The following is a 26,910-nucleotide window of genomic DNA, read 5'->3' on the forward strand; positions in this document are numbered from 1 at the left end:
CGGTTGTTGATCTCAGACGAAGTTTTCTTTCGGAAATATGGCATCAAGCTGCGCGTCCCCGCCCCAGTCGCGAAATGCCTCGTCTGCTTCCGATTGGACGCGGTCCACAGGCCAAGGCGCATCCACGGTGCGGTCGGGGTGCAGCAGATACACAAAACGTGACTGGTCGAAGCCCACGACCTTCGGGGGGTGCGTTTTCGAGAATGGGCTCAGCCCGAGGCTGACCGCCAATGCAATTGACCCCTCCCCGACGGCCCGTCCTGTGTCGGCGAGGATCGCCCCCGTTCGTTTGCGGCTCTGTAGGTCGATGACCGTTGCAACGCAACCTAGCGGGACGTTGAATTGGGGGAACTCCTGGCGATTGATCACGAAATACGGGATCGTTGCCGCGTCCACCCAATGACGCGTGTCGTTCATCTTATATTCCGGGTTCGACAACGACGTCCCGGAGACATAAAATCCAGGTGCCGGCCCGACTGCACCGCGCTCGCCTTGAATTCCGTGCAAGTCGTTTTTACTGACGTTGGCTAAATAATCGTAAGAGCCTGTATCGCCGGGATGGTACGCCATCGGCGCGCCGTCGGCATCAACGGCGAGTTTACTAACAAAAAACGGTGACTTCGATCCATGCACAAGTTGAACATCGACTTGTGCAACACAGCTCTTTTGGTCGTAATCCCATTCCGAACATACCGAGCCGATAATATCGATATAAGTCATTTTTCCCCCGTTTGAGACACGTACAGACTTGAACGCAGCAATAGAGGATATCTCATTTTACTGTATTAGCTACTGAAAAAATAGCGGTTCTTGAAAATTTGATGCCATTGGAACCTAGCAGGTCGACGTGCCACAGGCTTCGGCTTTCCCACCTGTCGGTTTTCATCGGAGCCTTCACGGCAATCACCGCCCACGTTCGCTCTCCCGTCTCGAACCCCAGAAGGGGGTGCTTCGATCAGGCCCGGACCAGCTCGAAGCTAGAATTCCCGAGCTCCTTCATAAGCGCGTTCATTTCGACTCGAGGCGTACGGCAGAAAGTTCGAAAAGCTTCCAGGAACCCCAGGCGAATTAGATGCCCCGCTAGGGTCGGCTACTCGCCAGAGCTCAATCTCACAGCTTCCGCGATGCTATTTGTCTCGCGATCGCCCAAAATTGCGATATACGACAAATGGGCGAAGTGAATTTGACCACCTACCAGGAGCGAATACTTGAGCGTTCAGAACGAAGCCGCGACGGCCGATCTCGTCGGGCTGACGGCAGACATTGTCTCTGCCTATGTTAGCCAAAATCCTCTGCCCGTCGCTGGGTTGCCAGATCTGATCGCGTCGGTCCATTCGTCGATAACAGCCCTTGGTCAGCCGAGCATGGCCGGGCCGCCCAGACAGGAACCCGCCATCAATCCGAAGAGGTCGGTAACGCCGGACTACATCATCTGCCTGGAAGACGGGAAGAAATTCAAATCGTTGAAAAGGCATCTCGCGGTACATTACCGGCTCACTCCAGACGAATACCGTGAGAAGTGGGGATTGAAGCCGGACTACCCGATGGTTGCGCCGAACTATGCAGCCCAAAGATCTTCGCTAGCGAAGGCAGCGGGGCTGGGACGCAAACCGCAACCTATCCCGACCCGAAAGGCACCTGCCAAGAAGCCAAGCGCTTCGTGAAGCGGCCGTTGGTGCGTCAAACCTCGGGGCACCGTGAAGGGCAGTTAGCCAAGCGCGACCGTGGGCCGAGCCCACTCTAATTGCGAGCGATCTTCGGCGACGTTTGCGTGTTATGCAGAGCGTCGCCGATAGCAAAAGAGTGCGTCTTCGATAGTGGGTCTCGCGATGTAGCGGTCTACCGACTCGTACCCCCAGAATGAGAACTGCGATCGAGTTTGCACCACTGCGGATCGAACACCCAGCGTCTACATGTACACGCGCTCCTACCGGAGGCGCAAACGCAGAAAGTATGAAAACTTCCAAGAACCCCCAGTCGGTCTCTGATTGTGGAACGGTCCGGTGACGGCTTCGGGGCCGTGAGAAGATGACCGCTCTTAACGCAAGATCCGCTGTACCAGACATCCCGCGCTGAGGTAGGGAGAGCTTGGAACAGAAGCTGATATTCTGCAGAGTATCGCCTTCAAGTAGTACTCAATTGATGGAGGAAGCCGTGATCGATCAACAGATCGTGGAGGTCGACATCTCAGATCGCGGCAGGGAAATCGCAGCAAGCTATCTGATCGGGTTTGTTGGCTTTCGTGATGACCCGCAAGGCAAGCGAACGGTGTCCCTCGGATCAGGGACCCTTGTTAACATGGCCGGCGTCAGGGGAGTCCTGACCGCTGCCCACGTCGCGCTTGCGCTTCGGAACGAAGCGCGTGTCGGGATTGTAACTTTCGGTCCTGGCAGGTTCCAGACCCTAAGCTTCAACCCAAACTACGACGACGGAATCTGGATGGTCTCGAATGAGGAGAACGGGCCCAGCGCGATCGATATTGCCTTCATTCAATTGCCCCAAGACACGGAGCTTCGTCTGTCGGTTAACCAAGCTTTCTGGGATATGGATGAGAGAGTACGCCTCGTGTACGAGAGTGGGAAATTCCTCGACGACCCTGTGTACATAGTCATGGGCGTTATTGGAGAGATGTCCGAGCATGACCGTTCGAATGAGAGATATGTCGATTCATCGCATACAGCGATGATGCATGTCGGTAGCCTCGATTTGAGAACTGAAGATAGCGACTTGATCGTTGTTTTCCAGCCTGATTTTGCCGATGGCATTTCAGTGCCGACGAGCTACGGAGGAACGAGCGGCGGACCGCTCTGGGTAATGTCTCAGCAGGCACTGCACAAGGAGGCTGGTGCGGCTTGGAGCAAGCTAGACTTTCACATTCTCGGTGTAGCGTTTTACGAGGAGCTGGGTCTTGGTGGACAACTACAGATTCTTTGCCAAGGACCCAGAGTGGTCGACTGGTTGTACGAAAGAATTGCGGAAGAGGTCGGATACAAAGTGCCGTGAAGCTTTGCGGAGCACCGCCCGCACTCCATGTGGTCCGACGAATAGCGCAGTTCAACTCGTGAAGGCAGGCATATCCCATTCCGGCGGATCGTAGATTTTCGACCGCTTGATCTCGCCTGCGAACCCCGTCGCCTTCTGCAGATAGGTCTTATCCGCCAGCCACCTGACGCGGTCGCGGTTTGGATCAGCCATCAACTGCGTGATCATCGCGTGCGGATCAATTGTGTACCTGTAGAGCCCGTTCGCGGTATAATCTTTCGCGTCGCCGAAATAGAGCAGGCGCACTTCGCTTCATGCGCGAACGCTTGTCGCTTCAACAGCAAACTCTCGGCGAAACGCCGCGTCTGCAACTTGAACTGACCTCCTTTCCGCGCAAAGGCCTCTAGCTCTGCTTCTCGCTTATACTCGACCTTACCGATGAAGCAGGTGTCCTGAGGCATCTCCGGATGTGCTGCGACAAGCGCGCGCATTAATTTCCGCGGCGTCGACCGAATCCGGACGAAGCGGACCTGCGGATCGTTCGCGTAAATGCCCCACATCGCCTCCGAAAGGCTCTCACGTGTCCAGCACTGCCCAACGAAATCGTCCCGAAATCCATATTCGAAGCGCTCTCCGTCGAGTATCCCGCCAAGCTTGAGCTGGAAATTCTCGAACTTGTCCTTCCAGTTATGGACCTGGCTCAGCACATTCTGCCGATCAGCGAACATCGCGATCACATAATCTTGTCGCATGATCCGATAGATATGTTGATCCAGTTCGCCGTTGGACAAACCTAGATAATGGCCTTCCACGTAGCCTTCCCCCGTTCTCGTTCTCGCCGCTCCCGGTCGCTCAATTCAAACATCAGCAGAGCGCCGCCTGGTTCTTCCGCCTTTCTGAGAAACTCGACCAATCTCGACGTCAGGTGACTGATCGGGCGCGGAGCGCTTGGCTCATGCCCTCTGGCACAACGAGCATCTTTCGATGCGCAACAGCTGATGATAGGTCTGCTGAAGCTACTCTTCTAGTGATCGTCCGTGTACACAAATAATAGACCCAACGCTATTGTAAGAATTTTCGTCGTTCCGATCGCCGCTGGTATCAACACACGCTACCCCCAATGCCAATTTTTCCTCTTTGAGGATTTCATGCCGTTAATGGCATGAAATTGGGAGAGCGGTCTTGTGGTATCCACGATATACGGATTCCTGCCGCAGTTGCTAGGGCAAGTAGGGTTATTCGTTTAGCGTAGGTCGTAGCGCGACCTCCTGGTCGGAGTGAAGCAGCCAATAACTGTAACGCGCGACAATTCTATAGGAGGATTGTGTTTCGGCGCCGTTATCGTAGCTTAGTCGCAATAGCGTGACTCGGGACTGCTTGGTCTCCGAGAGATGCAATTAAAAGAGGGAGCAGGTCCTGGCCGCGCCGGAAATAAGCTTTAATGATGCACTGCGCGTCGCCACGGTCACGGTGCCTGCTCCGATACGCACCTTGGCGGGCGGCCGCTTGAACCTTTGTGTTGTTCAGCTCCAGCAAAGTTCGCTCGAGGAAGTTACGCACGACCGCAAGCGCCCTTCAGCATGTGCGGTCCTCTCCCAAATTCTGATCGGCGGCGGTGGCCACGCTACGCCTGTGCTTCGTGAGATCGCCCCCGGCTTGTTACCCACAGTCTTGGTCATGCCCGAATACGCCTTCGGCCACGGTGACTGGGCGGAACTCGACGGTCTTGTGCGCCAGCAGCAGAGGCCTACCGTCCTCATCGCGGGCTTCGGTGCGACCCCAGCCGCGCACGTCGAGGCTTGGGCTGCGGAGAACGGCGAGACAACTAGGCGCTTGAGTTGGGATCCGCAATCCGCCCAGTTGGCTGCGGCTCGTCCGATCAATGGCGCGTGGTGCTGGATACATGGCTTTGGCCTTGAGACGATCTGTGTGGCGTTCTTGAAGAACCATATGGAGCAGACCACTGAGTTGGTCTCACTTGATTGGATCCAAGCCGGAACCCATCTTCTGCGGCTTTCGTTTCAGGATCTCGAACTCATTCCATTGATCTGTGCGGATATGGTGCAAACTTTCGCCCAAGGTGCTGGCACGGCTGTGAATCGCGTCCGCGCCGCCCTGTCGGACGGAGGCTCTCCCGGCAAGCCAGTGCTGGTGACGGGATCGCTTGTTCAAGTTGAACCAAGCAACCCGAATTGGGCGATCGCCATCGACAATTGGCTCCATCACGTCGCACCGGGACGCCACACCCTCGTGGCGCTGGCGAATGTCGCCATCGACAAGCCACTCTGGCCAGAGGCCCAAGACGCTTGGCGGTCTCTAACCGGCGTCTTTAGTCGCATGGCGCCGATCCCTAAGAACCAGGCGAACCTGCGCATTACGCGTGGCGTCGCTACCCAAAGCATTCGCGGCGCAGTGTTGCGCGTAACCACACCTTATGTGACGGGCGGCCCGTTGGCTTGGCCCGATTACGGCCCGACCGGCGAACAGTTCTTCTGGCACGTCGGAATGGGCGCATCTCTGGGGACTACCGGAGTTTGTCTTCCGATCAAGCGGCCACGGGATGTGGAGAACATCGAACTCGCCCGCTTTACTCGTCGTGCGCCCGTCGAAGCAACTTGGTGTCCCCGAGTCGCAGCGGGCCTCGGCGTCATCCGCACTCACATCGCGACCGACGCTTCGCCAAGGGCTGCGGAACTTCTGGCCGGCCTTCTTCATGGCGTTTGCACCTCAGCCCACAGTTCTCCAGAGAAGGTCGCGGAAGAGCCCAATGGCGCAGCGCTTACTCAAGCGATCCACGCGCTCGCCACTCTGGTTACGGAGGCTGATATTTTCGCTTGGCGGACGGGCGACGGTCACGTCGGTCAACTGGTACTACAGGGGCACAACGTGAACATCTTGATTTGGCGCGACCCGACTCAGTCTGGCCGTCAGATTGGCCATGCCGTTGGCGAGTGGACCGACGGCGCAGAACACCCGACACTGATCGTCCTGGCTAAGGGACAATATGGGCTGGTCGAGGAGGGGGCGGCGGTGAGGCATCCGAGGGATAACATCGCCTCTGGACCAGACACCGGTGCGCCACTTAACCTCGGTGGCGGGCTTGCCGATCACGCGAATGACATCACAGAGAGGCGAGGTTTCCGAAAGGCCGTCGTGGTCCGGCTGGATCGACTCACCGAGCTTTATGTTGACTACGAGGCTAACCAGGACGCGCAACGCATGGCGCAGCTAATCGAAGTACTGACACAGGCGGCGCAAGCAGCATGATAGAAGAGGACTGGATCAAAAATGCCGTTGGGGCTTTAGCACCGCGCTGTACGGCGGTCGGGCTCTCCGCCGAGCTCGACATTGAAACACCCGACGGTGTGTCGCTGTGGAGCGGTTCCTATGCCGCAGTCGCGTTCTGGCCCATTAGCGAGGCGCAATTCACGGCTCAGGCGGGTCGGGCAGAGGCTTGGTTCGCGGACTACCTCTTCGGCGAGGAGCGACGCCGCAACGCCAGGGTGGTCGATGGCTACCTACTCCTAGCTCTCGATCGACCGGTTGAGGACACCCTTCTCGACGCCGTTCGTGCTGTCGAGCTGTCGACTCAGATTTGCCGCAAACACGCGGTGTGGCCGGAGAACGACGGGGTCTGGCGGCGGTTCGATGCCGTCACAGTACTCGGATTGCCTGAGGGCGTGACCTCTGCGTCAGGTGAACCCACCTGGCCGGTGCTCGACGCTGATGCCAACTCCCTTTGGACCCGTATCCAGAAATCCGGGCCGAAGCGCGCGGCAGAGGCGGAAGATCGTCGCCCATGACCGGCCCGCTGATCGCTGAGAAGATCAAGATCTCCGCGTTCCGCGGGATCACGCAGCCGTTGGAACTCGACTTCACCGCGCCCGTGACCTTGGTCTACGCGCCCAACGGCACCGGCAAGACGACTTTCTGCGAAGCCGTCGAATGGCTTTTGACAGGTCAGGTTGAGCGTTTGCGTGAGGGATCGTCTTGGAGCGACGAGATTCTACAGTCGGCGTTCCTCGACGGCGTCGCCCCGCAGGTAGAAGCCAGCCTGCGCATCGGCGAGGATGCCCACCAAGTCTGGCGGACTCCCGAAGGAGCCTGGATCGACCATCACAACGGGAGTCCCTGGCGGGCCGGCGACATCCTGGAGATGTTCGCCCCGACAGCGGCGGCGCCAAACAAGCACCACAAGAGTGCGATCAGCCTACGCCAACATTATCTGCGCGGGACGCGGTTCCTGACCACCGAGGCGCTTGCCGCTCTTGTCGACAACACCCCAGGGAGCCTCGATAGGCGCAAGGATGTGTTCGCTGACCTTCTCGGCATTCGCCATTTGCGCGACGCCGAACAGGACAGTGAGAAGTACGTCAATGAACTGGCAACCTTTCTGAGAATCCTCGATAGCCGGCGCAGCGCGCTGAGCGCGGAAGCGGAGCAGCTGCGCGCTGAGCTCAAGAACGCGGCGTCGGGAGCCAGGAGTGCCGACGGCAGCTTGTCGGCGGCGGAAAGGCTGCTGGGCCTGGCTCCGTCGGGCCTGGATATCCCTGGCCGGATCGAGGCTGCTGTTGGCGCAATTGCCAAACGGCGCTCTGAGGAGACCCTGAAATCCGAGGCCCTGGATGCGCTGGCGCCCGTCTGGTCGCGCAAGGCTGAGCTCGACGCTCAGATAATCGAGCTTCGTCCCATCGAGTCTGAGGCCGCCAAAGCCGTCGAGGCGGCGCAGAACGAGCGTAGGCAAGCGCAGGAGCTCGTTCGGGATCGCGAGAAGGCCGTGCAGACGGCCTCGGGCCAAGTCGGACGATTGGAGGCAGCGGAGGACGCGCTCCGAGCTGCACTCGAATCGATGCTGCACGCGGCCTTGCTGGCGTCCCCGTATCTTTCTGACGTCACCCCGACCCTCGCCAATCTAGTGACAAGCGCGCCGGAAATGCGGTGGGACGCGACGGCCCGCCAAGCCAAGCGCGTCCAATTGCGCGACGCGGTCAACGCTGAGCCTCGCGTCGACCGCCTTATCGCAGAACAGACCCGCCTTGCCGAACAACGAGCGACGGTCGCTGGCCAACTGGCCAGCACCCAACAAATGGATCTTCTGCGCTCGGAGGCTGACGAAAGGGACGCCGCTGCGACGCGAGCCCGGTCGGACGCCGAGGCGCTCGCAGGTCCAGTGGCTACCTTGCAGTCGGCAGGTCAGGCTGTGGTCGTTCACCAACATGACGAGGACGCCGAGTGCCCCTTGTGCGGCCATGATTGGTCGGAGCGCAGGAAGCTCCTGGAGGCCATCCAACGCACCTTGAACGCCGCGCCGGCGATCGTCGCGGCGGCGCGAACGGCCGCTGACTCTGCAGCGGCTGCCGCGCGGGCGGCGCGAGCAGCGGTGACTGACGCTGTCCGGCGGCAGACCCAGGTAGAGGCCCTAGATAAGCAGGCGCGCGATGTTCAAGCGAGCCTTGAATCGGATCGGAGCATTCTAGGCGCGATGGAGGCGCCGCTGTCGGGGCCGGAGCGGCGGCGCGTCTTGGACTGGGCCGAGCGGCGGCTGAACCTTGCCGATGCTCTTGCGGCGCTCAGCGCCGCACAGACTGATCAGTTGTCGATCGTGAGTGCTGACGGGGCGCGCTTCCTGGACGCCGCTGCCCCGATATCGAGCTTGCGAGAGCGCCTTGACCAGACCATCGCCACACGGCGCGCAGGCTTGTCGGGCGTAGCGCACGCTGCACGCGGCGCCCTCGAGGTCGCGCAGACCGCGACAAACGAGAAGGTCGCGGCCGAGGCGGCCAAGCAATCGGCGCTCGAATCGATCCGGAGCGACCAGGCAGCAGCCGAGACCGAACGGGAGGCGATCCTCGGCCTTTGGACCAAGGCGGCCGGAGAGCAATCCTGGACGGCAGATGGCCTGGAGCGTTTGCGCGGCGACGTGGCGTCCGCGGTAAAGAACCTCGATAGAGCTGAAAACGAAGTCGCGGCGGCGCGAGCGTCTTGGGCCGTTGAGGCCAAACATGCGAGGCTTGCCACGGTCGAAGCGGATCTAGCGCCGTTAAATGCCAAGCACGCCCGACTGAAGGCAAGCAGCGACGTTGCACAGCGTCTGCAGGCGAGCTTCCGCGACAGCTATATCTCCACTAGCCGAGCGCAGGTAGGCGGCCTGAGCCGCGTGGTCAATGGTCTGTTTCTGCGCATGCACGCCAATCGCATTGTCGATCGGATCGATCTTGGGCAGTCAGAATCGTTCCTGCACTGGTTTGCGGACGCTGGTGACGCGCAGCTAGACCCTGGTCGGGATTTCAGCCAAGGCCAGCGCCAGGATCTCGCTCTGGCGCTGTTCCTTGCCCGAGCCCGAGGGCTCGGTGGTACCTTCTTCCTTGACGAGCCCGTCGCGCATCTGGACGACCTCAATCGTGTTGGACTCATGGACGTCTTCCGCGCCGTGGCTACGGAAGGCAGCGGACGCATTCGACTAGTTATTACCACCGCGAGCCGGAGCCTCGCACGTCATATGGTCGAGAAATTTGGTGCTGTAGCGCCGGATTCGACGAAAGAGCCTACCATGAGGGTCATCGAGTTGACTGGGAATGGTCGGCTGGGCGTACGCCAACAACAGGTCTATCCGCTTGGTACCTAGACTTGCGTCACTCCACCCAGCACATCTGCGGGCTGGATTCAACCCCGCCGGCGTTCCTGAGGGAAGACCCTTTCAACTAACGAATTTCGTGACAGCGCCGTGTGGCAACCTGACCAGAGCGCGTCCCCCGATAGTGGGTTCACGACGTAGCGGTCCTTTGCTACCTCAAGTTTCGGCCTCCTAGTTCCGCGGCATCTGCCGGTCACCGTTGTCCCGCGACTTCCATCAACTCAATCCGACTACCAAACGGATCGGACACATACGTCCGGTAAAAGCCATCAATCGGCTCATCGTCGTTGCATGCAAATCCCGCCGCGTTCAGACGCGCGAAAGCTTTCGAGCTCGTCAACCACAAACGCCGGATGCGCCTTCTTGGCAGGGCGAAAGTCGGCCTCCACGCCCAGATGCACACGGACGCGCCCTGCCTCGAACCAGCAGCCGCCCCGCTTGGCCAAATTCAGAGGCTTTCTCACCTCGGTCATGCCTAGTGCGCCGGCGTAAAAACGGCGTGCGGCATCTTCCTCCCCTGAAGGCATTGCTAGCTGGACATGTTCGATCCGCTCGAGCAGCAAACCGCCGACGAGGCGGACGATGGCGTCGTCGTTGGGGAAGAGGCCGACGACCTCGGTGCGCGGCTTGATCTCGCAGTTGAGCCGCTCGATCGGATTCGTGCTGTGAAGCTTGGCCCAGTGCTGCTTGGGGAAGCTCATATAGGCGAGCACGTCGTGTTCGGCCTCATCCATGATGGCGGCGAGCTTGGGGACCTTGGGCCGGATCTGGTCGGCGACGGCACGCCATTGGGCGCTGGCGGCTTTCGGCGTGTCCTGCGCGAAGGCGGTGGCGATGAAGGCCGAGACAACGCGGCGGCCGCTCTTGCCGGGATGGGCCAGCACATTCCTCATGAAGTGGACACGGCAGCGCTGCCTGGTGGCGTTGAGCACCTTTGAGACCGCTGCGTTGATGCCTTCGTGGGCGTCGGAGACGACCAGCTTGACGCCGCGCAGACCGCGGCGGGCCAGCGCAGGAACTCCGTCCAGATCGGCTCGGCCTCGGAGGTGCCAACCTCCATGCCCAGAACTCGCGGCGGCCGTCTGAGTTGACACCGATGGCGATGATGACGGCGTCCGAGACGATGCGGCCGCCGAGGCGGACCTTCAGGTAGGTGGCATCGATCCACAGATACGGCCAGTCGCCCTCGATCGGCCGGTCGAGGAACGCCTTGACCTTGCCGTCGATCTCCTCGCACAGCCGGCTCACCTGGCTCTTCGAGACGCCGCTGGCGCACATCGCCTTGACCAGGTCGTCGACCGAGCGTGTCGAGACGCCTGGATGTAGGCCTCCTGGATCACCGCGGTCCAGCGCCTTCTCGGCCATGCGCCGCGGCTCCAGGAAGCTCGGGAAATAGGAACCCGTTCCTGAGCTTCGGGATGCGCAGCTCGACCGTGCCGGCCCGCGTCTCCCAGTGGCGGTCGCGGTAGCCGTTGCGCTGCGCCGTCCGCAGCGGGTCTTCTCGCCATAGGCGGCGCCGGTGGCGGTACCCACCTCCAGCTCCATCAGCCGTTCGGCGGCAAAGCCGATCATCTCGCGCAAGAGATCGGCATCGGGGAACTTCTCCACGAGCGCACGCAGGTTCATCATGTCGTCGGTCATCAGTCGTTCCTTCGAATCAGGTTGGTGTTCAGCAACCCGACCCTACCGAAGAAACATCAATGACCGCCCGCTCCGCCGCTCGCTCGCTACAGCGCTGTCGAGGGCGCGCTCGCGAGCGGCTGCACTACCCGCCCAGCTACACGACTCAGCGGGACGCGATCATCCGTCTTTGTTGACCACCTTTCGACACGAAACTGTGGCCAGCCGTAACGGCTTCCAACAGAAACAGGTACTTACGTTTAAAGGCGCGTTAGGTCAGCCTGACTTGCAAGCCAGCGAAGTTCGGCTGGTGGTGCCAGACAGAAAATTTGGAAAGCTCCGAGGAACCCAAGGCTACGGCGAATTGTAGAACGCAACGACACCGTTGGGCCGTCAGCTGTCTGGCAGCTCATGGACAACACTGTGCGAAAAGCTGCCAAGCAAGCGGATCTTTGCCTATACATAATACATGGATCGGCAATCTGGCCGAGGCGTAGGCGGGCAGAGATGATGGGTGCCCGTGGCGTTGGCCCATGGTGTGTGCGACCGCGTACTGAGCAGGCATTGTCAATTGACCACCCCTGAGCACAGTGATCGTCTGCCTCCTTGGCCGAGCGAATGCCCCACGAGATCGCGCAAGGCCGGCACGTCAAGCACCCCAGACCACCGACCCGATCACAGCTAACGCGAAGGGTTGCGGACCATTGGGTACGTTCGAGGCTACGACCCGGACGCGCCAGTCGCCAGCGGACGCCACGTCGATGTCGATGACCTCGACATTGTTGGCAGCGTCGAACTGGGACGCTCCCGCGGCTGCATTGCCCAGGTAGTTGATCCCATCGGGTCCTGCAAGGATCAGGTTGAGGTTGTTGACGAGGTGAGGTCCCGGGAAGTCGGAATAGGCAAGGACCACGCGAAGCGGACCGGAGGCTGGACCTAAGGTCAGGACACGTTCCATTTGTTTGCCGGTCGCGAGGCCGGCTCCTTCATAAAAAAGATTTCTCAGCGGCAAGCGAGGCGCAAGCACTGCGTCGAGGTTCACTCGCCCGTGCCCCTCGTCGTTGTTGGGACGTTGGGCGCCATTTAGGCTGACCGCACCCGCGATCAAGGTCGCTTTGAGAAGAGCGGCGGAAGGGCTGGCGATGTTGGCTTTCTTGCGCAGGTATTCGCGGATGACGCCAATCGCGCCGGCAGTCAATGGCGTGGCCATGCTGGTGCCACTGTCGAACATGTAAAGCGTCGATGAGCCGAAGCGGCCATAGCCCCACTGATTGGAGGCAACCACACGTGAGCGTGTCGACAAGATGTATGTACCCGGCGCGACGACATCGGGTTTGATCCGGTTGTCAGATGTTGGCCCCCGGCTCGAGAAAGCCACCATCTGGTTCGGATTGTCGGCAAGCGGATCATCGCGAAGTGGTGGGCTCGGATAGTCGTTCGGCCAATACTCTCCGTAAGTTCCTGGCGAACCGGGACGGTTGTTCTCGCTCGCTCCGACAGTGATACAGTTCTTAGCTGTACCCGGTGAGGTGACACTTCCGGCATCGACAACGCCGTCGCGGTTTCTGTCGGTGCCATCATTACCCGCCGCAAACAGGATGCAGAAATCGGGATGGTTCCAAACGAACTGATCAAGCTGCTGGCATTGGTCGTCATAGGCCCCCGGATCGCCGCCGCCCCAAGAGTTGGAGTGAACGCGCGCGCCCTGCTGATAGGCCCAGGCGAAGAGTGTCGTAAGGTCCGCAGGCAGACCGGACAGCAGGTAGCGGCCGGGCTTCTCATTGTAACTGGGATCCATCCACTTCATTTCCTGTTCGACAGCTTGGAAGACCAATTTGGCCTTGTAAGAAAGCCCGCGGACAGGGCCGGCAAGGCCGGGAAGGTTTGCACTACCGGTACCATCGCCAAGCACTGAGCCGGAGGTATGTGTACCGTGTCCGCTATCGAGATCTGCTGGACCGTCATCGCCAGCCGGATTCTTGACGTAGGGCGCGTAGTAAGCCCCCATCGGATAACTCTTTATCGCGAGCACGCGTCCTTTGAAATCCGGGTGGATTGTCTTTGGGTCACCATTGTCGAGACCCGTGTCGCAGACCGCGATGATTTCGCCCGCACCCGAAAGACCAAGGCCGCTGCCGCCTGCCGGAGCCGAACTGACCGCAGTCCCCATGATCACCGCAGCCTGGTCGTTGGTCGTGCGACGGATCGGTTGTGGCGCGATGTTCCGCACGCCATGGACCCGTGACAAGTCACCTAGCCGTACTTCAAGGCGGTCCTCACCCTTGCTGGACGCCTTGGCGCGCACGATCATCACAGGAGATTTCGCCGGGAAATCGAGAATTTCGAAGCCGAGCCTGCGAACCTGGGGTAGCGCCCTTTCAGCCAGGTCTCTGCGGAAGAATTGTAGCGTATACGCACCCGGCAGATACTGCGATCGCGGGGTCAGTGGATTAGGTTTTTCCTCTTTGCGACCGGTCGCCTGCGGCGATAGTCGCGCCGAATAGGGCAGGTGCCCCATCCATCGCACCGAAGGCAGAGCCGCCACCTTGGACACAGACTTGCGGTCCAACCGAACGACCATGGTGAAACCCGACCACGGTGCGACGATCTCTCCCCCGGCGCCGCGAACAGCGGAAAGCCAGGCCTTCTTAATGGGACCGACGAACTGAACCAGATAGTGATGCGGCCCCGGCGGCAGCGCCGGCGCGCCGCGATATCGGGGATGGGCTTTGGCTTCGCCGGCCGCTGTGATGCGCGGGATATTCGTGTCAATACCTCCATCAGCGTCATCGATAACGTATTGATCGCTGATGTCTTCAGTCAGCCGCCCTTCGCGGACGGCATTAACGGCCGCGTCATCGACTTGCGCCACGAGGAATGCGGGGTAAGTGGCAAGAACTCGTGCGCCGGGCATTGCCTCGATCGTCTTGCGATCGACATCGTAGATCTTGAGTGTTTGGGTCATCGCGAGGCTTTCTGGAAAGGATCATCGAATGTGGGTCGGCGCGGGTTGCATCTTCATGGCGCCGGGCTCGTGGGCGGCTCCGTTGACCGCGGCGGACTAGGTGCAGTCTGCGGGGCAGGCTGCACGTCGCCAAGGATGACGCGATCAAAGTCCTTGTCGCCGTAGAACACGACTAGATCGTCGTCGGGCCCGGAATTCGGCACATACATGTTGCGTAAATAGACACGCGCCGCGCCGTTGCTGTTTCGCTCGAGTTCGACAACGCGCTCCGCCGCCTTGAGAGCATCCGCCTTTATTTTTTCCAGGTCGGCGGCTTCTTCTTTGTTTTCATACCTGCGGTATTTGTATTCCTGGCCGCTGGCCGCAGCCCTGTAGACCCAAACCACGGGATCGCGAGACAAGGGGCTCTCCATAAGGTATTGCGCCAACTGCTTGGCGAGCTCGAAGCCATTCGGCGCCTGCAGATAAAGCGCACCTCGCATCGCCGCGCGCGCTTCGTTGGCAACGTTGATGTTGGTCGGATCGGCTTTCGCCGCGTCGAGCACCGCATTGATGTAGCCGACGTTGTCATGGTTCAGACGCTTGGCCTGGGCGAGGCGCACTTTGAGGTCCGAGTTCTTGGGATCCTGCTCTGTCGCCAGCTGCAAAGCAGTGACGGCCTGTGGCAGGTTGCCGGTCCTGGCCTGTGCGGACCCCCACGCCGCCAGCTCAAGCATAGTTCGCAGCCCCGAAAGCGGCGTCGCTGCCAAGACGTGGTCTGCCGGCGTTGCCAGCGTCTTTATGGGATCACGGTTGTTGCCATCCGTCTGCCCGGAGATGGGCCGCATCAGCGCATCAACGAACGGTTTCTCGCTGGCCAGTTCCATGCGCGTGAACAACGCGGCAAGACGCGTGCGCGTCTCGAGATAGGTGACGAGGCAGGCCAGCAGGAGCGACGAGACGATCAGACAAAAAGTAATCGCAATGGCGATCGTGCCATCGGTCAGGGTGTAGGCCTTGCTGTCTGCGGCCGACACCTGCGCGAGGTTGACATAGGAGGCGGCATAAAGCGCCGAGGTGCGGACATAGTCGATGATGGTCTGAAACTGGACCAGGCCTAACCCGATTATGATCTTGGTCAGCCAGTCGGAAATTTCCTCCAGGCTGGTGTTGGTGCTCAAGAACCGTTCTGGCGCGCTTGTCTGCGCCGAATTCTTGGCGCCGTCTGCCGCTTGGCTGTCGGCGTTGGACTGCAGTTGCGCCGGTGCCGGCCGCTGCAGCAGGCGCGGAATGCCGAACAGGAACCCCAGCAGGCCACCGGTGGAACCGGCCGCGAGGATGGTGGCGACCCCGACGCAAAACGCCCTGAGCGCCACGACCCAGCTGTAGGTTGCGTTAGCTGCAAATCCGGCGCTGACGGCAAAGGACACGACAAGCAAGAGCAGTGCCGCCAGCAACCCGACCGAAAACACCTCTACCTTCTTGAGGTGGCCGAAAACGTCTGAATATGGCTCCTGCCCGATCATGGACTCCCCCTAACCGCAAAGCCCACAAGTCGGGCTCAGTCCCCGGTTACCGCCGCGCAGTATCCGGTAAAGGCCTGGACGTTCCTCATGTACTGCTCGGCCGAAGCCCCGCTGCCATTGTAGCGACGGATGGCGTCCCAGAGATCACCGCCTGAGGCCTGCAGCTTTTCCTCCAGCTCGTCGCAGCATTTGGTGAGGCACGCGTCGAAGCTGTACCAGCGTTTGTTCTCGAAAAAATCGCGGTCGCCCACGACATTCTGCAGGTCGTACTGGAAGAGCCCGTAGCCCTTGTAGACCCACTGAGCATTGGACCATCCCTGCAGACGCCGGGTGAGGTTTGCTTCCTGGATCAGCATGTCGGTGAAGGCGTCCCCGTAGCGGGCTCTGAACGCGGCTGTGTTCTTCGGAAAAGCCGAGCGGCTCGTGCCGGGATAGTCGCCACTGGCATCGAACACGCAACGCTCAAGGATGGTCTGCACCGGCTGGGTTGCCGTCCATTTTAGCCATTTATACGCGGTTTCCTGGCAGACGATCGCACACAGATGCTTGACGCGATACGGCTTGCCGGCCACGGCCGCCCGTAGCTGGTCGCCGAAATTGTCGACCAGCCAACGCGCGCACTGGATGGCTGCGTTCTGGGATATCGGAAGCGACGACGGCTGCTTGTCGGCGGCCACGGTGAAGGCGATCTCGAGGTGGTCTTGCAGCGGCGTCGTCGTCTCGCCGTCAATAACCACTGAAGCGCCAACTATGTGCGTCATCGTCTCGTGCAGGAAAGCGCTCGGCGCAAAACCACGCAGGTTGTCGATCAGCGCGACCACCCGTGCGCGTGAATCCTGGAAGGCCATGGACTGGCTGCTGGTCAAGGGGGCGGTCGGATTGAGGCAGCCTATACTGGACAGGTAGAGCGTCGGGGGGTGCCCAGGATGGATGAGGATGCCCGTCCGCTTGCCGGTCCCTTCTAGCCGCAGGCCCGGCATCGAGTCTGGACCGCCGGAATAGCCGATAGTCCTGTAGCGGCCAAATTGCGTCCATAACGGGTAGGTCCCTGCCTCAATGCGCTTGCCGTTTTTGGGATGATCGTTATCCCCGGGACCGATGCACTCGCACATATTGCCGGCCAGTCCGTCCACCGAATGGCCATCAATAAAGAGCTGATACGCGCCATAGGTGCGCCTCTGGCGGCCGTATTGCTGTATGCCGAGACGCTCGACATGGAGTTCCCAGCCGTGACCGCTTATTGCCACTTCCCCCTCCCCTTCCGTTCCGACTTTTCCCTGCCATTCCCTGCCGTCCAGAACTGCCCACTTCCCCCGGTGTCGCCCCCAACATTTGCACGCGCCTCAGGGAGTCTAAGTTTGAGCCTGCTTCTGACCGGACTCCACTTAGCACGAGCTCTACAGTCGCGATTGTGCTATAATAGCGGGCGCCCTGAACTCCGGAGCGTCCTGGCAATTACCCAGCAATGTTCATGATAGCGCTATCGGTGTTACAAACGGCGAGTCAGTCGATGCTTCGGCCAAAGCATCCTGGCAAGCACAGCCGCGTTTTCGCTGCATTCCATCTATCCCCCTCTTGCGACAGATGCACGCCAGGTCCGGATCGCTCCTGCTGATATACCTAAGATCGCTAATATTCGCCCAATTCAATAGACGGTCAAGTAAGGTGGCGTGATTTTTTCCCTGAATTGTCTCCCTACCGCGCCTTGCTTCGAGATCGGCGACCCGCCACCGGGACAGCGGAATTGGATCGCGTCTTGAGAGGGGATGTCACCGCTGCCAACACAAGCCGATTGCACCGGCAACTTTCAGGGAAAATATCCCCACCCGCTCCACCCAGCGCCAGCAAACATCGGGATAAGAGGGCTAAGAAGACCGCCGTGCAAGTGCTCAGGCGCCGACTTCGAAAGCGAGTGCGCTCGCGATCCGGCGCTCGTCCCAACATATGGAAGGCCCCCCCTCACTTCCTCCGGCGTTCGGTCACCCGGCCGATACGCGCAGGGCCATGCAAGTAAAGAGCCTCGCGGTGGCAGCATCGGGAGGGCGGGAGGCGAACTCACGAGGCTCGGAGCGTCAAATGCCCGCGGGCCGCAAGGCCGAATGCTATGCCGATACCTTCACGGAAAAGAGCCTGTCTTGAACAGGTCAGACAGGTCGCTGTCCGGCTGCACCGAGGCGAGTATCGGGAGACCGAAAATCTCTTCAATCGACTTCAACATCGAGCCGTGATTGTACACTGCGTGCCCAGCATATCCTGGCTTCACACCGGGTCCGATCGCAATAAACGGTATCTTGTCGGTTCCCGACCCTTCATCCCAGGTAATGAAGATAATTCCGTTATTTTTGCCGGCCCAGTCAATGATGGGGGGCAATGAAGCCCTCAACCAGTTGTCTCCGCGCTTGATGGGATGGCCTTTGATGCATCCAGGTGCGCCGTGCATGTCGTTGCACAGGTTGGGCGTGATAAAAACGTAGCTTGAAACGGTCCCGCTGCTCATGTCCGCCGCTAGGCTGTTGTAGGGTTTGGTATGCGAAATGCATTTCGCGGCGGATTTCGATGGCGGATCGCCAGCTATATCCTTGAAGAAAACAAACGGATTGTGTTTCGCGGCGTAGAAGGTGTGGCTGCTGCTGGTGACGGGACATGCGCCGGTCCAATGCGGGTCCAATCCCTCCTGGTAGGTTGTCCAGGACACACCGGCTGCCTCCATTTGTCGGACCAGATGATCACCGCTCTTCGTAGCGTTCGCGCCATGCGATGCGACCGGGTCGGCATCGGATTTGAATGTGTGGTCGGGAAAGCTGTTGGTGCCAGCCTCCATCCAGATATAGTGCGGCTCGCTGTCCAGGCCCGGCAGTTCATCGATGAAATTGTCGGCGCGAGCAGATTTCGGCAGGAGGCCGCCGTGGATGAACGGCGCTCTCACGGGGTCATTGTAGATGACCTTTGCATCCCGGTTTTCCATGGCAATCACAAACACATGCTTGATGCTGCCAGCATATGCTGGCGTGTTGAGGACGAATCCCGCGATCGAAGCAGCCAGACCCAGCTTTCCCAGTACAAAAACCATGCCCCCTCCCCGCCACCTCCAGATGTGGCCGCGCCAACCTCCGATGCCTCTACTTGCCCTGCAAGGCAGGGCCATCGGTGTTAAACACCGTTGCACGCCATGCCCCTCATACAGACGGACATCTCTATTCCGATGAGGCAATTCAATCTTAGGTGATAGGTATGTGCAGCCGGTCCTTTACAGTAACTCCAACCACCCCGCTGGTGACGCACCTTGCTTCAATTGAGAACGCCCTCCCGACATGGATTACCATGGCGCGCCAATGTGTTGCATTCATTCGGAGGGGTCGAACTTCGATTAGCTAGACTCCATCAAGCTGGACACCATCTTGCATAATCCTACGTATAGACTATCTTAGGAACTTCGAATACGAAAAAAACGCACAATTGCACCTGTAGAGGAGTTGTAGGCCGCATTGCGCAACCCGCCGGCCAGGATGGCCATCTGCTGCAGGTTCGCCAACTCCAAATCACATGTGACCGGTGTAGTTTTTGCCATACAAACACAATGAATTTGACTTTGGTAATGAGAAATTTTTATATACCCTGATAGAAGAGGTATTCATATCCCTGTATTTTGCCCTCGTTGTACGTATATATTATTAACTATTAGTAGCCGGTCGTATTTTGCATAGATTTTTCACAACGTCGCAGCAAAGCCAAATCACAAATGTGGCGGAGGGGGATGATGCGTTGGTATATGAGTGTTCCGAACCTGCTGTTCTTGACCAGCCTTGGCGCGTGTGCACAACTGACTGGGAGCGTGCCCGTGGTCGACGACAAGGTCATCGTACCGAGGGTTGTTGCGTGCAACAGCAGCAACGACACCCCCAAAGCCGCAAACGACTACATGCAGGTCGGATTTGCGAACGTCTACGCGGCATGTGAGGCGTTCTTTGTTGACGCCACGCGATTTCAGCAGAATGCCTTGGCAAGCGATCAGGCATTGGACGCCGGGTTGGCTGGTGCGACGTCGATAATTAGCACAACAAATCCGGCCGCAAATGCCGTAAAGGCAATTACGATCACGACGGCCGGAATTGTTCTCGGCAAAGCCCTGGTGAACAATTATTCGATGACCTACGCCTTCGGAACGCACCTTTACAAGGTGCGCCAACTGGTTCAGAGCGACATGGACAACTATGCTGGCAACGTGTCGCCGCCCGCCGATACCTGCATAGCCTACGCCAACGTGCAGAAGCTGGCGACCAAATGCACCCTGGCGAACATGCAAGCCCTGCTGGACGCGCAGGTGGCCATACCCTCTCAAGTGACCAGTTCCGCAACAACCCCACCCGCGGTCCCGGCGGCAACTTTGCGGAGGTTCCGCCCGATGCCCGCTATCCGGCCCCTGCAATCTTCACCGCCGGTAAGCTCGACTGTCGTGCCAGCTCTCTAGGAACGTTTGCTCGCGCCTAGATGTTTGATCCCAGGCTTTGATGGGGCATCCTTATCCTCCGAATCAAAGGATGCGCTATGGGCCAGGTTCTTCATGGAAGCGCCACGACGACAGAGGCGGTCCGTCGAGCGATACAGCATAGTCAAGAGAGCTTGAGGGTCCTGGCCAAGCGCTACGGGATCAACCAGAAGACGGTCGGCAAATGGAAGAATCGGACCTCGGTCGCTGATCTGCCGACCGGCCCAAAAGAGCCGAGGTCGACGGTTCTTTCCGTCGAGGAAGAGGCGGTCATCGTCGCCTTTCGGCGCTATACGTTGCTGCCGCTCGATGACTGCCTCTATGCTTTGCAGCCGACGATCCCGCATCTGACGCGCTCGTCATTGCATCGCTGCCTAGAGCGCCACGGCATCAGCCGGCTGCCGGATGTCGAAGGTGACAAGCCTTCGAAGAAGAAGTTCAAAAGCTATCCGATCGGTTACTTCCACATCGATATCGCCGAGGTGCGGACCGAACAGGGCAAGCTGCACATGTTCGTCGCCATCGACCGCACTTCGAAGTTCGCCTTCGTCGAATTGCACGAGAAGGCCACCACCGCCGTCTCGAGAGACTTCCTGCTGCGGCTGATCGCAGCCGTCCCCTACAAGATCCACACCGTGCTCACCGACAACGGCATCCAGTTCACCACGCCCGGCGCCGGAGGGTCGGCCGTGCCGCTGATCAAGGAGGCGATCGCCAACGGCGAGCGCTTCTGGGCTCATGCCTTCGAATACGCCTGCGCCACGAATGACATTGAGCATCGCACCACCAAGGCCAAGCACCCATGGACCAACGGTCAGGTCGAGAGGATGAACCGGACCATCAAGGAGGCCACCGTCAAGCGCTTCCACTACGAGAGCCACGACCAGCTCCGCCAGCATCTCGCCGACTTCGTTGCGGCCTACAACTTCGGCCGCAGGCTCAAGACCCTCAAAGGCCTCACGCCCTACGAATCCATCTGCAAGGCATGGGCCTCCCAGCCCGAACACTTCCGGCTCAATCCGCTCCAGCAAATGCCGGGACTAAACAACTAGCTTCCAGGACTTCGCTTCGCCATCGGGCTATTTTTTGCTGCAATTTGCGCCCCACTTCCGGGTGGCCCCCCAAGGTAGCCAGGAAGTAACAGCGCTACTTATGTTACATATGGGCATATTGCGCCGTAGCTGCGGGGCAACAGCACGGCAAATTCACGACCGATCGATCACCGTGTCAAAATCGAACTTAATTCGCCAGACCACTCGCCCGGGTTCTCCGATCAAAAGGCGTAGTCGATGAAAAGGTCGTTGGTTGGCATCGCGAACGGCGGGGCGAGTGGTATTGCGATCGGCGGGGCACCGGCTACAGGCACTTGATCGCTCCGTGCAAGCTGATGGTTGGTCTTGGTGTTCAGTGCGGCCATCAAAGGTTTGCGCGGAACCTCGCTTTTGTTTTCTTCGCTGCCATAGGCATGCTCGGCCGTCGAGCACATCGCAACAACGCCATTCTTCATCGCCTCAAGGGCGTCAATCGGCGTCGCGTTGGTGCTGCCATGATGACCGACTTTATAGAAATCGATACTCGCAAGGATGTCTTTGGCTGATTGAGTGAGACCCGTGTGCCCCGGCGTTCCGAGAGCACCGCCGAACAGAAAATTAGACCAATTCCCCCACTGCGCGTCGCCCGCGAACAGCATGGACTTGCCGTTATAGTTGAAGAGGATCACTAGACTCTGGTTGTTGAGCGTGTTGTCAGCCTGTGCGGCAGCCGCGTGCAACATGTCAGGTTGGATTGATCCGATAGCCTTCTGTAGCTCTAGAGGCCCGCCGGCACCGAATACGCTGGGATCATAGTTACCTGCCGAGCCCTCAAAACGGGTGGCAAACACTGCCCCTGCGTGTTCCGAGGCACCTTCCATAAGTGTATCGAGAGCCACAAGGTACTGATGGTTCCTATTGTCCATCTGTTTGACAAGGTCTGTATCTCTCGGTGGCCCGAGCACCTTTGCATGCAGGCCGATCGCCACGAGAGCATCCGGGAGCACTGGATCGTCGCCTGATCCATAATAGTCTACAGGTGTTTTCGCCCCGGCAAAGCCGCCGTGAAGGATAGCGAGCGCTCGTTCATTCGACGAGCCACCGCCTGTTGCAGCCAATCCGCCCGTGATGTTACTCGCCATGCTCTCATATTGCTCATCATCCGGTGTCCTGCGGGTGGCAAGCGCTAGCTGAAGCTTTTGGGCCAGCGCAGTGATCCTGGCCTGAAAGGCGAGCGCTGCAGGGTCCGCCCGGTTTTCGAACCATGGCATCCAGACCCGGCCGACTTTGAATTTTGCGAAGGTTTCGCTGCCGGAATCAAATCCCGAGATGTGGTCGGCATGCCGGTGAGTCATGACAATCAGCGCAAGTTCGCCGCCCGTGTCAATCTCAAGTTGTTGGATGGCTCTATCAATGCTGTTGGTCGGTTTTGCGTGGACTCCGCAATCGATCAGAATATGTACCAGCGCCCCGTCTTTCGCACGCAGCGTCAACAGAAAGAAGTCGCCAAATCCAACCCGGTACATGCGAACGCGTATGCCGGCCTCACCGCCTACAGGGGTGACGGCCGCGCCAGTGGTGTTGTTCGATCGCTTGGTCACTATAGCGCTCCGTGAACGAGGCTGAAGTCGATACGATGATCCTTGGTCATATAAGCGCCGGCGGCATAGGCCGTGCGCTGGCGCTGGACACGTTCGTCGTCAACGTGTCTAGGAATGACATAGCGCACGATCGGATCAGGCCGGTTGCCGTCATTGAGCGGCTGGCTTGCGATCATGAGCGTCACGCCGGCGTGCACCTCGAATGTACCGAGCTCCGGACTGGCCTTGTCGAACGCGATCTCTCGCGTCTGAATGAGTTCGACAACCATATCTATTCTTAGGACGCCGTCCTCGCCCAAGCGGAACATTGGATGGAAGGACGGCACGCCAATCTCGCCGTGATCCGGGTTGAAACCGAGCATTTTGGCGTTGGTATTCGCATATTTGCGAAGCAATGGCCCATTAATGTCCTTTTCATCACGCGAGAGACCGTTTGGGTCACCAAACACCAGTCCAGTGACCGCAGGTAAACCGGTTGACGCCACGGGCCAACGGAGTGACTCTTCCGAAAAGTAGAGAGCGCCTTCCGGGACAATTCCGCGGCGCCTAAACGCTTGCATGATCGCATCGCGCACATCATGAGCATCTACCGGATAAAGGTCAGAGTCGGCGGTAATGAGGGCGCGCAGGAAGTCACCAAAGGTAATGTCCACGGGAGGGCAATAATCCAGTGCGCGGGCGCAGATCATGAAGAACATATCGGCGGTCTTGGAGGCGCGTTCGGCAAGCAGTTGCGCGAGCGGACCGGGCAGATCGTCGGTTTCTGGTCGACCTCCGCCGGCGCGGAAGACTTTGAACAGATTGGCGGTACGACTGACGTATGTGGTGAAGAATGCGTCAAACATGGCCGCGACAAGGATTGCCCCACGGGCATGTGGTTCGGTGACGCTACGGATGTCCTTTGCGTTCGATTTGCGGTCGAGCGCGCTTCTCAATCCCCCGCTATGGCCTGAAACCTGACCAAACTGACGAGCGAGTTCGACAAGCGGATTGTCCGGGGTGATTTCGGCGCCGATATTGGCGTGCGACCCTGGGCGTTGCGCGTCGGCAGCTAGACTAGGGCCATACAGGCGACCGCCGGTCCGCTGGAGCGTATCAAGAAGCGCGTCTTGATGCGAAAAGTGGCGAAACAGCGCCGCAAGATCTGCGAACGCTTCATGAAAAGCGGTCACATCTATGTTCGTCGGCTCCGTAAAATGCTCGCGGATTCCGTCGATAACGGCGTGGGTCACTTCGTGCGCGATGATATCATGCGACAAACATGTGAAAACGGTTTGCTTCGAGAGCAAATTGCCGTCAGCGTCTGGGCCAGCGGGAAAGTATCCGAAGAGGATTCCGTGGACTTCCCGGCTGTAATACGCGTTCGCTTCGAGCATCGCATGGGGGTGTAGATTCAGGCGGTTTGGACCACGTTTAGCCCGATGCCAGTGGATTTTGCGTCCAAGTGCAATCTCGAAGCGTTCGAGCGTCTCCGAGGCAACTGCATAGACCATCTGCTGGTGAAACCTCGGGTCGGATTCGGTAGGGTCAAGTCCGCCTCGCAACAGGATCGCGGTATCGTCGAGGTTCACCGGCGCATAGTAGGTCTTGGCATGACCGTCATAGTCGATTACCGCAAAGTTCGCGCCGACAGGTCCGGGCATCAGTGACTCATAGCCTACCTCCAAGGTAAGGTGATTACCCAGCATATGCCCTAAGCTCGGATCAAAAGCATATACTTTTAGCGGGCGCCGGGCTGGAAACGGAATTGGGTTAGACGACGTGTTCGTGGACATAATTTGATTCCTGAAGCCGCTCATCATATTCACGGTTGTTGCTAACTCTGTGCGGCTCGTATCCAGTTTAGAGCTTAAGCTAGATCGCCTTAAACTATCCCGCAAATTACAATGACTTTATTGCAGCCAAAACAGTTACCGGGATTCTCCCGTTATCCGTATAGAAATGGCCGTCCGTAACGCCAAGCTTATTAGGGTCGAAATGCGTCCACCGCCAGTATGTTTGCGGGAGTAGAACGTCGCTTGCGGCGAAGAATACCTCAAACGGTATATGTGGCTTCCCGCCTAAAGACGGATAAGCGCAGCCAGAAGCCGTTCCGAAGACGAAATTCTTGCCGGCCGCCTTCCTAATCGTGTCACAAAACTGCGTGGCGAGGGGGCCAAGATCCGTTTTCGGATTATTCCAGTCGTTGCTTCCCTCCGGATCGACGATATAGCCGTCCAATCCTGCCGGTATAAGGTTCTGCGCTACTTTATTGGCCTCAGCGAGCGTCGCCGACGGAAGGGCCGACGGCCACCGCCACCCGTACACCTCCATCCCGATCTTGTGAAATCTGTCTATTGCGCCCTGAAGACGACTCCTTGAGGTGCGAATGCAGACGGCCGTCGCCGAAACAGCCAGGGCGTGCTTGGCAAACATTTTCTCCGCCGCTTCGGTCTTAATGTCGACTACCCAGAGCGTCTTTTTTACCAGAGCCATTGCATAACCGCCATTATTAGAGTGACCGCAGCGAAGCCTCGTCTTGACCCAAGGCGCAACAAACTCAATCGCGGGTAGTGTCTTTCAAACTGACACACTACCCAGATGTCGGGGGCAAAGTTGTCGCGACACGCTCTGCAGCTGCGTTGGCTGCATCCTGCACCTCTCCTTCTCGCCTACGGGTACCAAAGTAGAAACCGACGACAACCAAGGCCAAATCCTTGAGTACGCCGGTGTCGCCGACGTTACCTACAGCGCTGACAACCAATGCACCGATTATCGCCACTGCGATAAATGCCTGGACGTTGTTGCCCTGCGATAAGCTGCCTAGATGCAGCCGCCAAGACGAGTCCTCATCCAAAAAGCCGATCCTCTCAGCCGCGGTCAGTAAAATAAAGACGACAAGAGCCATCTGCAAAATAGGTCGAAGAAAGTGACCAATTGTGTAGCCGATCTGTAAAGTCTGTTCAGCTATCATCTTGATCGATGGATCATTGGACTGGGTCGCCAGATATGTCAGACCGGCGGTGACAGCAACCCAAACCAACCCACCCAAGAATATTGTCCACACCAAGAGGCCAAAACCAGGCCGCTTCCGCCGTGCAACAGGTTCTTGAACTGACATGAAAATAGCCTCCCACAATTTCCTGTACTGCTGTGCCGTAAGCCAACCCTCACGTGACGGCGAGGCCGGCCATCGCAACCCTCAAGAAGTCCGGATGAAATTCAGGCAGCTTCTCTGGCTCTATCCCCCCGAAGAACTCTGATTAGCGTCACTATCGCAGTTATAAGTCCAGAAATAGCGCCAAGCAATGGAATGACAGCACCAGTGATCATATCCTTGATTAGCGCACCTATCTCCTGTGCCTTTTTGGTTTTTTCTTCATTTTCTATCATTTTTATCTCTTCATCCAGCTTTACATTATAGTCATCGTTTGCGTGTTTTACCTGCTCGTTCCAAACCTTAATGGCCTCCGGAGCCGCATCGACAATCGTTGTCTGCGGGACGTTTTGGGTTATCGTCTCAGTCCTCATTCCGAGTCGTAAACCGTTAATCGTGGGCACCTGAATTCTTATCGTTTTGGGTACGTAGACGGTTCTTTCGGTTCCAGCAGGCCTTGGCGGTAAGGCCGGTGGGGGCACGCGGCGCTTAGCCTCATCTAAGATTGATTGAGCTACCGCCTGCGGGTTGCGCGGCGGCGTTGGCGCTTGATGGCGGAAAGAGAAGAAAGCAAGATCGGAAACGCTTACAACGACCAGCAGCACTGATCCTGCAAGAATAGCCTTATTGGCTCTCGAATTCATGAGCGCTCCCCCTTGCCTTATCAATATTGTGCTAAATTAGCGCTCCAGTAAAGGAAGTTCGAACGAACGTTGATGCCTGACGCCTTGCGACCCTTTTCGGCAAGCCAGTTTCGCATTATGTTCCGGCGCGTGACCGACGCACAGATAGTCCCACCTATCGCCCTCGCGCTGGTGGTGAGCTTCGTTTGGTTCGTCGTTGCCTATCGTCTCTACAAACGCGATCTGCCGCTGGGGCCGAACAACGCAGCCAAAGCCATCGCATAAGATGGAGCACCCACCAAGGTTCGAACTTGTGTGCCCTGCCTT

20 protein-coding genes and 2 pseudogenes are annotated in these 26,910 nt (G+C 58.7%); 8 read left to right on the forward strand and 14 right to left on the reverse strand.

Annotation, left to right across the window (positions count from 1 at the left end; all coding sequences use genetic code 11):
* Window positions 1–12 precede the first annotated feature (12 nt).
* On the reverse strand, window positions 13–720 hold the full coding sequence (locus LB526_RS01875; RefSeq protein ID WP_224625855.1) for a glycoside hydrolase family 75 protein: 708 nt from the start codon (window positions 718–720) through the stop codon (window positions 13–15).
* A gap of 488 nt (window positions 721–1,208) precedes the next feature.
* On the opposite strand from LB526_RS01875, the gene LB526_RS01880 reads away from it, so the two are divergent.
* Together LB526_RS01880 and LB526_RS01885 are read left to right on the forward strand one after the other, a co-directional pair.
* Window positions 1,209–1,664, forward strand: coding sequence for a MucR family transcriptional regulator (locus LB526_RS01880; protein ID WP_224625856.1), 456 nt, complete (start codon window positions 1,209–1,211; stop codon window positions 1,662–1,664).
* 424 nt (window positions 1,665–2,088) lie between these two features.
* On the forward strand, window positions 2,089–3,003 hold the full coding sequence (locus tag LB526_RS01885; RefSeq protein ID WP_224625857.1) for a hypothetical protein: 915 nt from the start codon (window positions 2,089–2,091) through the stop codon (window positions 3,001–3,003).
* 51 nt (window positions 3,004–3,054) lie between these two features.
* Here LB526_RS01885 and LB526_RS01890 read toward each other — a convergent pair whose 3' ends face one another.
* The gene (locus LB526_RS01890) at window positions 3,055–3,210 is read right to left on the reverse strand and encodes a hypothetical protein (protein WP_224625858.1); all 156 of its coding nucleotides are present in this window, start codon (window positions 3,208–3,210) and stop codon (window positions 3,055–3,057) included.
* Complete coding sequence (locus LB526_RS01895) at window positions 3,207–3,794, reverse strand: hypothetical protein (protein ID WP_224625859.1); 588 nt, start codon at window positions 3,792–3,794, stop codon at window positions 3,207–3,209. Before LB526_RS01895 ends, LB526_RS01890 begins: the two co-directional genes overlap by 4 nt.
* A gap of 679 nt (window positions 3,795–4,473) precedes the next feature.
* Between LB526_RS01895 and LB526_RS01900 the strand changes: the two genes are divergently transcribed.
* From LB526_RS01900 to LB526_RS01910, 3 genes are read left to right on the forward strand one after another with little or no spacing between them, the layout of a single operon-like run.
* The gene (locus tag LB526_RS01900) at window positions 4,474–6,249 is read left to right on the forward strand and encodes an ABC-three component system protein (protein ID WP_224625861.1); all 1,776 of its coding nucleotides are present in this window, start codon (window positions 4,474–4,476) and stop codon (window positions 6,247–6,249) included.
* Window positions 6,246–6,785 carry a hypothetical protein gene (locus LB526_RS01905; protein WP_224625862.1) on the forward strand — a complete coding sequence of 180 codons (540 nt, stop codon included), beginning with the start codon at window positions 6,246–6,248 and terminating at the stop codon, window positions 6,783–6,785. Before LB526_RS01900 ends, LB526_RS01905 begins: the two co-directional genes overlap by 4 nt.
* Window positions 6,782–9,607 (forward strand): ATP-binding protein, encoded by a 2,826-nt coding sequence (locus LB526_RS01910; RefSeq protein WP_224625864.1) that lies wholly within the window; start codon window positions 6,782–6,784, stop codon window positions 9,605–9,607. Before LB526_RS01905 ends, LB526_RS01910 begins: the two co-directional genes overlap by 4 nt.
* Window positions 9,608–9,809: 202 nt before the next feature.
* Here LB526_RS01910 and LB526_RS29525 read toward each other — a convergent pair.
* The 6 genes and pseudogenes from LB526_RS29525 to LB526_RS01935 all read right to left on the reverse strand — a co-directional run bounded on the left by LB526_RS29525 (window position 9,810) and on the right by LB526_RS01935 (window position 18,776).
* Window positions 9,810–10,179: pseudogene (locus LB526_RS29525) on the reverse strand (VOC family protein).
* A pseudogene (locus LB526_RS01915) lies at window positions 10,165–11,257 on the reverse strand (IS256 family transposase); the annotation flags it as partial. The pseudogenes LB526_RS29525 and LB526_RS01915, both read right to left, overlap by 15 nt.
* A gap of 628 nt (window positions 11,258–11,885) precedes the next feature.
* Window positions 11,886–14,201: a S8 family serine peptidase gene (locus LB526_RS01920; RefSeq protein ID WP_224625865.1), complete on the reverse strand. Its 2,316-nt coding sequence runs from the start codon at window positions 14,199–14,201 to the stop codon at window positions 11,886–11,888.
* A 53-nt stretch (window positions 14,202–14,254) separates the two neighbouring features.
* Window positions 14,255–15,706, reverse strand: a complete 1,452-nt coding sequence (locus LB526_RS01925; protein ID WP_224625866.1) for a hypothetical protein — start codon at window positions 15,704–15,706, stop codon at window positions 14,255–14,257.
* Between the two features lie 35 nt (window positions 15,707–15,741).
* Window positions 15,742–16,953, reverse strand: a complete 1,212-nt coding sequence (locus tag LB526_RS01930; RefSeq protein WP_224625867.1) for a peptidase S8/S53 subtilisin kexin sedolisin — start codon at window positions 16,951–16,953, stop codon at window positions 15,742–15,744.
* A gap of 869 nt (window positions 16,954–17,822) precedes the next feature.
* Entirely contained in the window at window positions 17,823–18,776 is a 954-nt protein-coding gene (locus tag LB526_RS01935; protein ID WP_224625868.1) for an alkaline phosphatase family protein, read from the reverse strand.
* A 768-nt stretch (window positions 18,777–19,544) separates the two neighbouring features.
* On the opposite strand from LB526_RS01935, the gene LB526_RS01940 reads away from it, so the two are divergent.
* Together LB526_RS01940 and LB526_RS01945 are read left to right on the forward strand one after the other, a co-directional pair.
* A complete protein-coding gene (locus tag LB526_RS01940; protein ID WP_224625869.1) occupies window positions 19,545–20,174 on the forward strand; it encodes a hypothetical protein in 630 nt (209 codons plus the stop codon).
* 77 nt (window positions 20,175–20,251) lie between these two features.
* Window positions 20,252–21,244: an IS481 family transposase gene (locus LB526_RS01945; protein ID WP_224625870.1), complete on the forward strand. Its 993-nt coding sequence runs from the start codon at window positions 20,252–20,254 to the stop codon at window positions 21,242–21,244.
* A 221-nt stretch (window positions 21,245–21,465) separates the two neighbouring features.
* Here the strand turns inward: LB526_RS01945 and LB526_RS01950 are convergent, their stop codons facing one another.
* From LB526_RS01950 to LB526_RS01970, 5 genes are all read right to left on the reverse strand, one after another.
* Window positions 21,466–22,824, reverse strand: coding sequence for an MBL fold metallo-hydrolase (locus LB526_RS01950; RefSeq protein WP_224625871.1), 1,359 nt, complete (start codon window positions 22,822–22,824; stop codon window positions 21,466–21,468).
* Window positions 22,824–24,467: a peptidase M4 gene (locus LB526_RS01955; protein WP_224625872.1), complete on the reverse strand. Its 1,644-nt coding sequence runs from the start codon at window positions 24,465–24,467 to the stop codon at window positions 22,824–22,826. The genes LB526_RS01950 and LB526_RS01955 overlap by 1 nt, the downstream gene beginning before the upstream one ends.
* A 238-nt stretch (window positions 24,468–24,705) precedes the next feature.
* The gene (locus tag LB526_RS01960) at window positions 24,706–25,299 is read right to left on the reverse strand and encodes a hypothetical protein (protein ID WP_224625873.1); all 594 of its coding nucleotides are present in this window, start codon (window positions 25,297–25,299) and stop codon (window positions 24,706–24,708) included.
* Between the two features lie 97 nt (window positions 25,300–25,396).
* Complete coding sequence (locus LB526_RS01965; RefSeq protein ID WP_224625874.1) at window positions 25,397–25,924, reverse strand: hypothetical protein; 528 nt, start codon at window positions 25,922–25,924, stop codon at window positions 25,397–25,399.
* 101 nt (window positions 25,925–26,025) lie between these two features.
* A complete protein-coding gene (locus tag LB526_RS01970; protein WP_224625875.1) occupies window positions 26,026–26,604 on the reverse strand; it encodes a hypothetical protein in 579 nt (192 codons plus the stop codon).
* A gap of 72 nt (window positions 26,605–26,676) precedes the next feature.
* Between LB526_RS01970 and LB526_RS01975 the strand changes: the two genes are divergently transcribed.
* Entirely contained in the window at window positions 26,677–26,868 is a 192-nt protein-coding gene (locus LB526_RS01975; RefSeq protein WP_224625876.1) for a hypothetical protein, read from the forward strand.
* Window positions 26,869–26,910: the final 42 nt, after the last annotated feature.

Origin of the sequence: Mesorhizobium sp. CA6 (assembly GCF_020165035.1) — a bacterium.
GTDB lineage: Bacteria > Pseudomonadota > Alphaproteobacteria > Rhizobiales > Rhizobiaceae > Mesorhizobium.

Bases quoted from the DNA above. Each gene is read 5' to 3' on its own strand.
- LB526_RS01875 (WP_224625855.1), bottom strand. From the start codon at position 720: ATGACTTATATCGATATTATCGGCTCGGTATGTTCGGAATGGGATTAC.
- LB526_RS01905 (WP_224625862.1), top strand. From the start codon at position 6,246: ATGATAGAAGAGGACTGGATCAAAAATGCCGTTGGGGCTTTAGCACCG.
- LB526_RS01890 (WP_224625858.1), bottom strand. From the start codon at position 3,210: ATGATCACGCAGTTGATGGCTGATCCAAACCGCGACCGCGTCAGGTGG.
- LB526_RS01910 (WP_224625864.1), top strand. From the start codon at position 6,782: ATGACCGGCCCGCTGATCGCTGAGAAGATCAAGATCTCCGCGTTCCGC.
- LB526_RS01965 (WP_224625874.1), bottom strand. From the start codon at position 25,924: ATGTCAGTTCAAGAACCTGTTGCACGGCGGAAGCGGCCTGGTTTTGGC.
- LB526_RS01955 (WP_224625872.1), bottom strand. From the start codon at position 24,467: ATGCCCGGACCTGTCGGCGCGAACTTTGCGGTAATCGACTATGACGGT.
- LB526_RS01970 (WP_224625875.1), bottom strand. From the start codon at position 26,604: ATGAATTCGAGAGCCAATAAGGCTATTCTTGCAGGATCAGTGCTGCTG.
- LB526_RS01935 (WP_224625868.1), bottom strand. From the start codon at position 18,776: ATGGTTTTTGTACTGGGAAAGCTGGGTCTGGCTGCTTCGATCGCGGGA.
- LB526_RS01925 (WP_224625866.1), bottom strand. From the start codon at position 15,706: ATGATCGGGCAGGAGCCATATTCAGACGTTTTCGGCCACCTCAAGAAG.
- LB526_RS01945 (WP_224625870.1), top strand. From the start codon at position 20,252: ATGGGCCAGGTTCTTCATGGAAGCGCCACGACGACAGAGGCGGTCCGT.
- LB526_RS01975 (WP_224625876.1), top strand. From the start codon at position 26,677: ATGCCTGACGCCTTGCGACCCTTTTCGGCAAGCCAGTTTCGCATTATG.
- LB526_RS01920 (WP_224625865.1), bottom strand. From the start codon at position 14,201: ATGACCCAAACACTCAAGATCTACGATGTCGATCGCAAGACGATCGAG.
- LB526_RS01960 (WP_224625873.1), bottom strand. From the start codon at position 25,299: ATGGCTCTGGTAAAAAAGACGCTCTGGGTAGTCGACATTAAGACCGAA.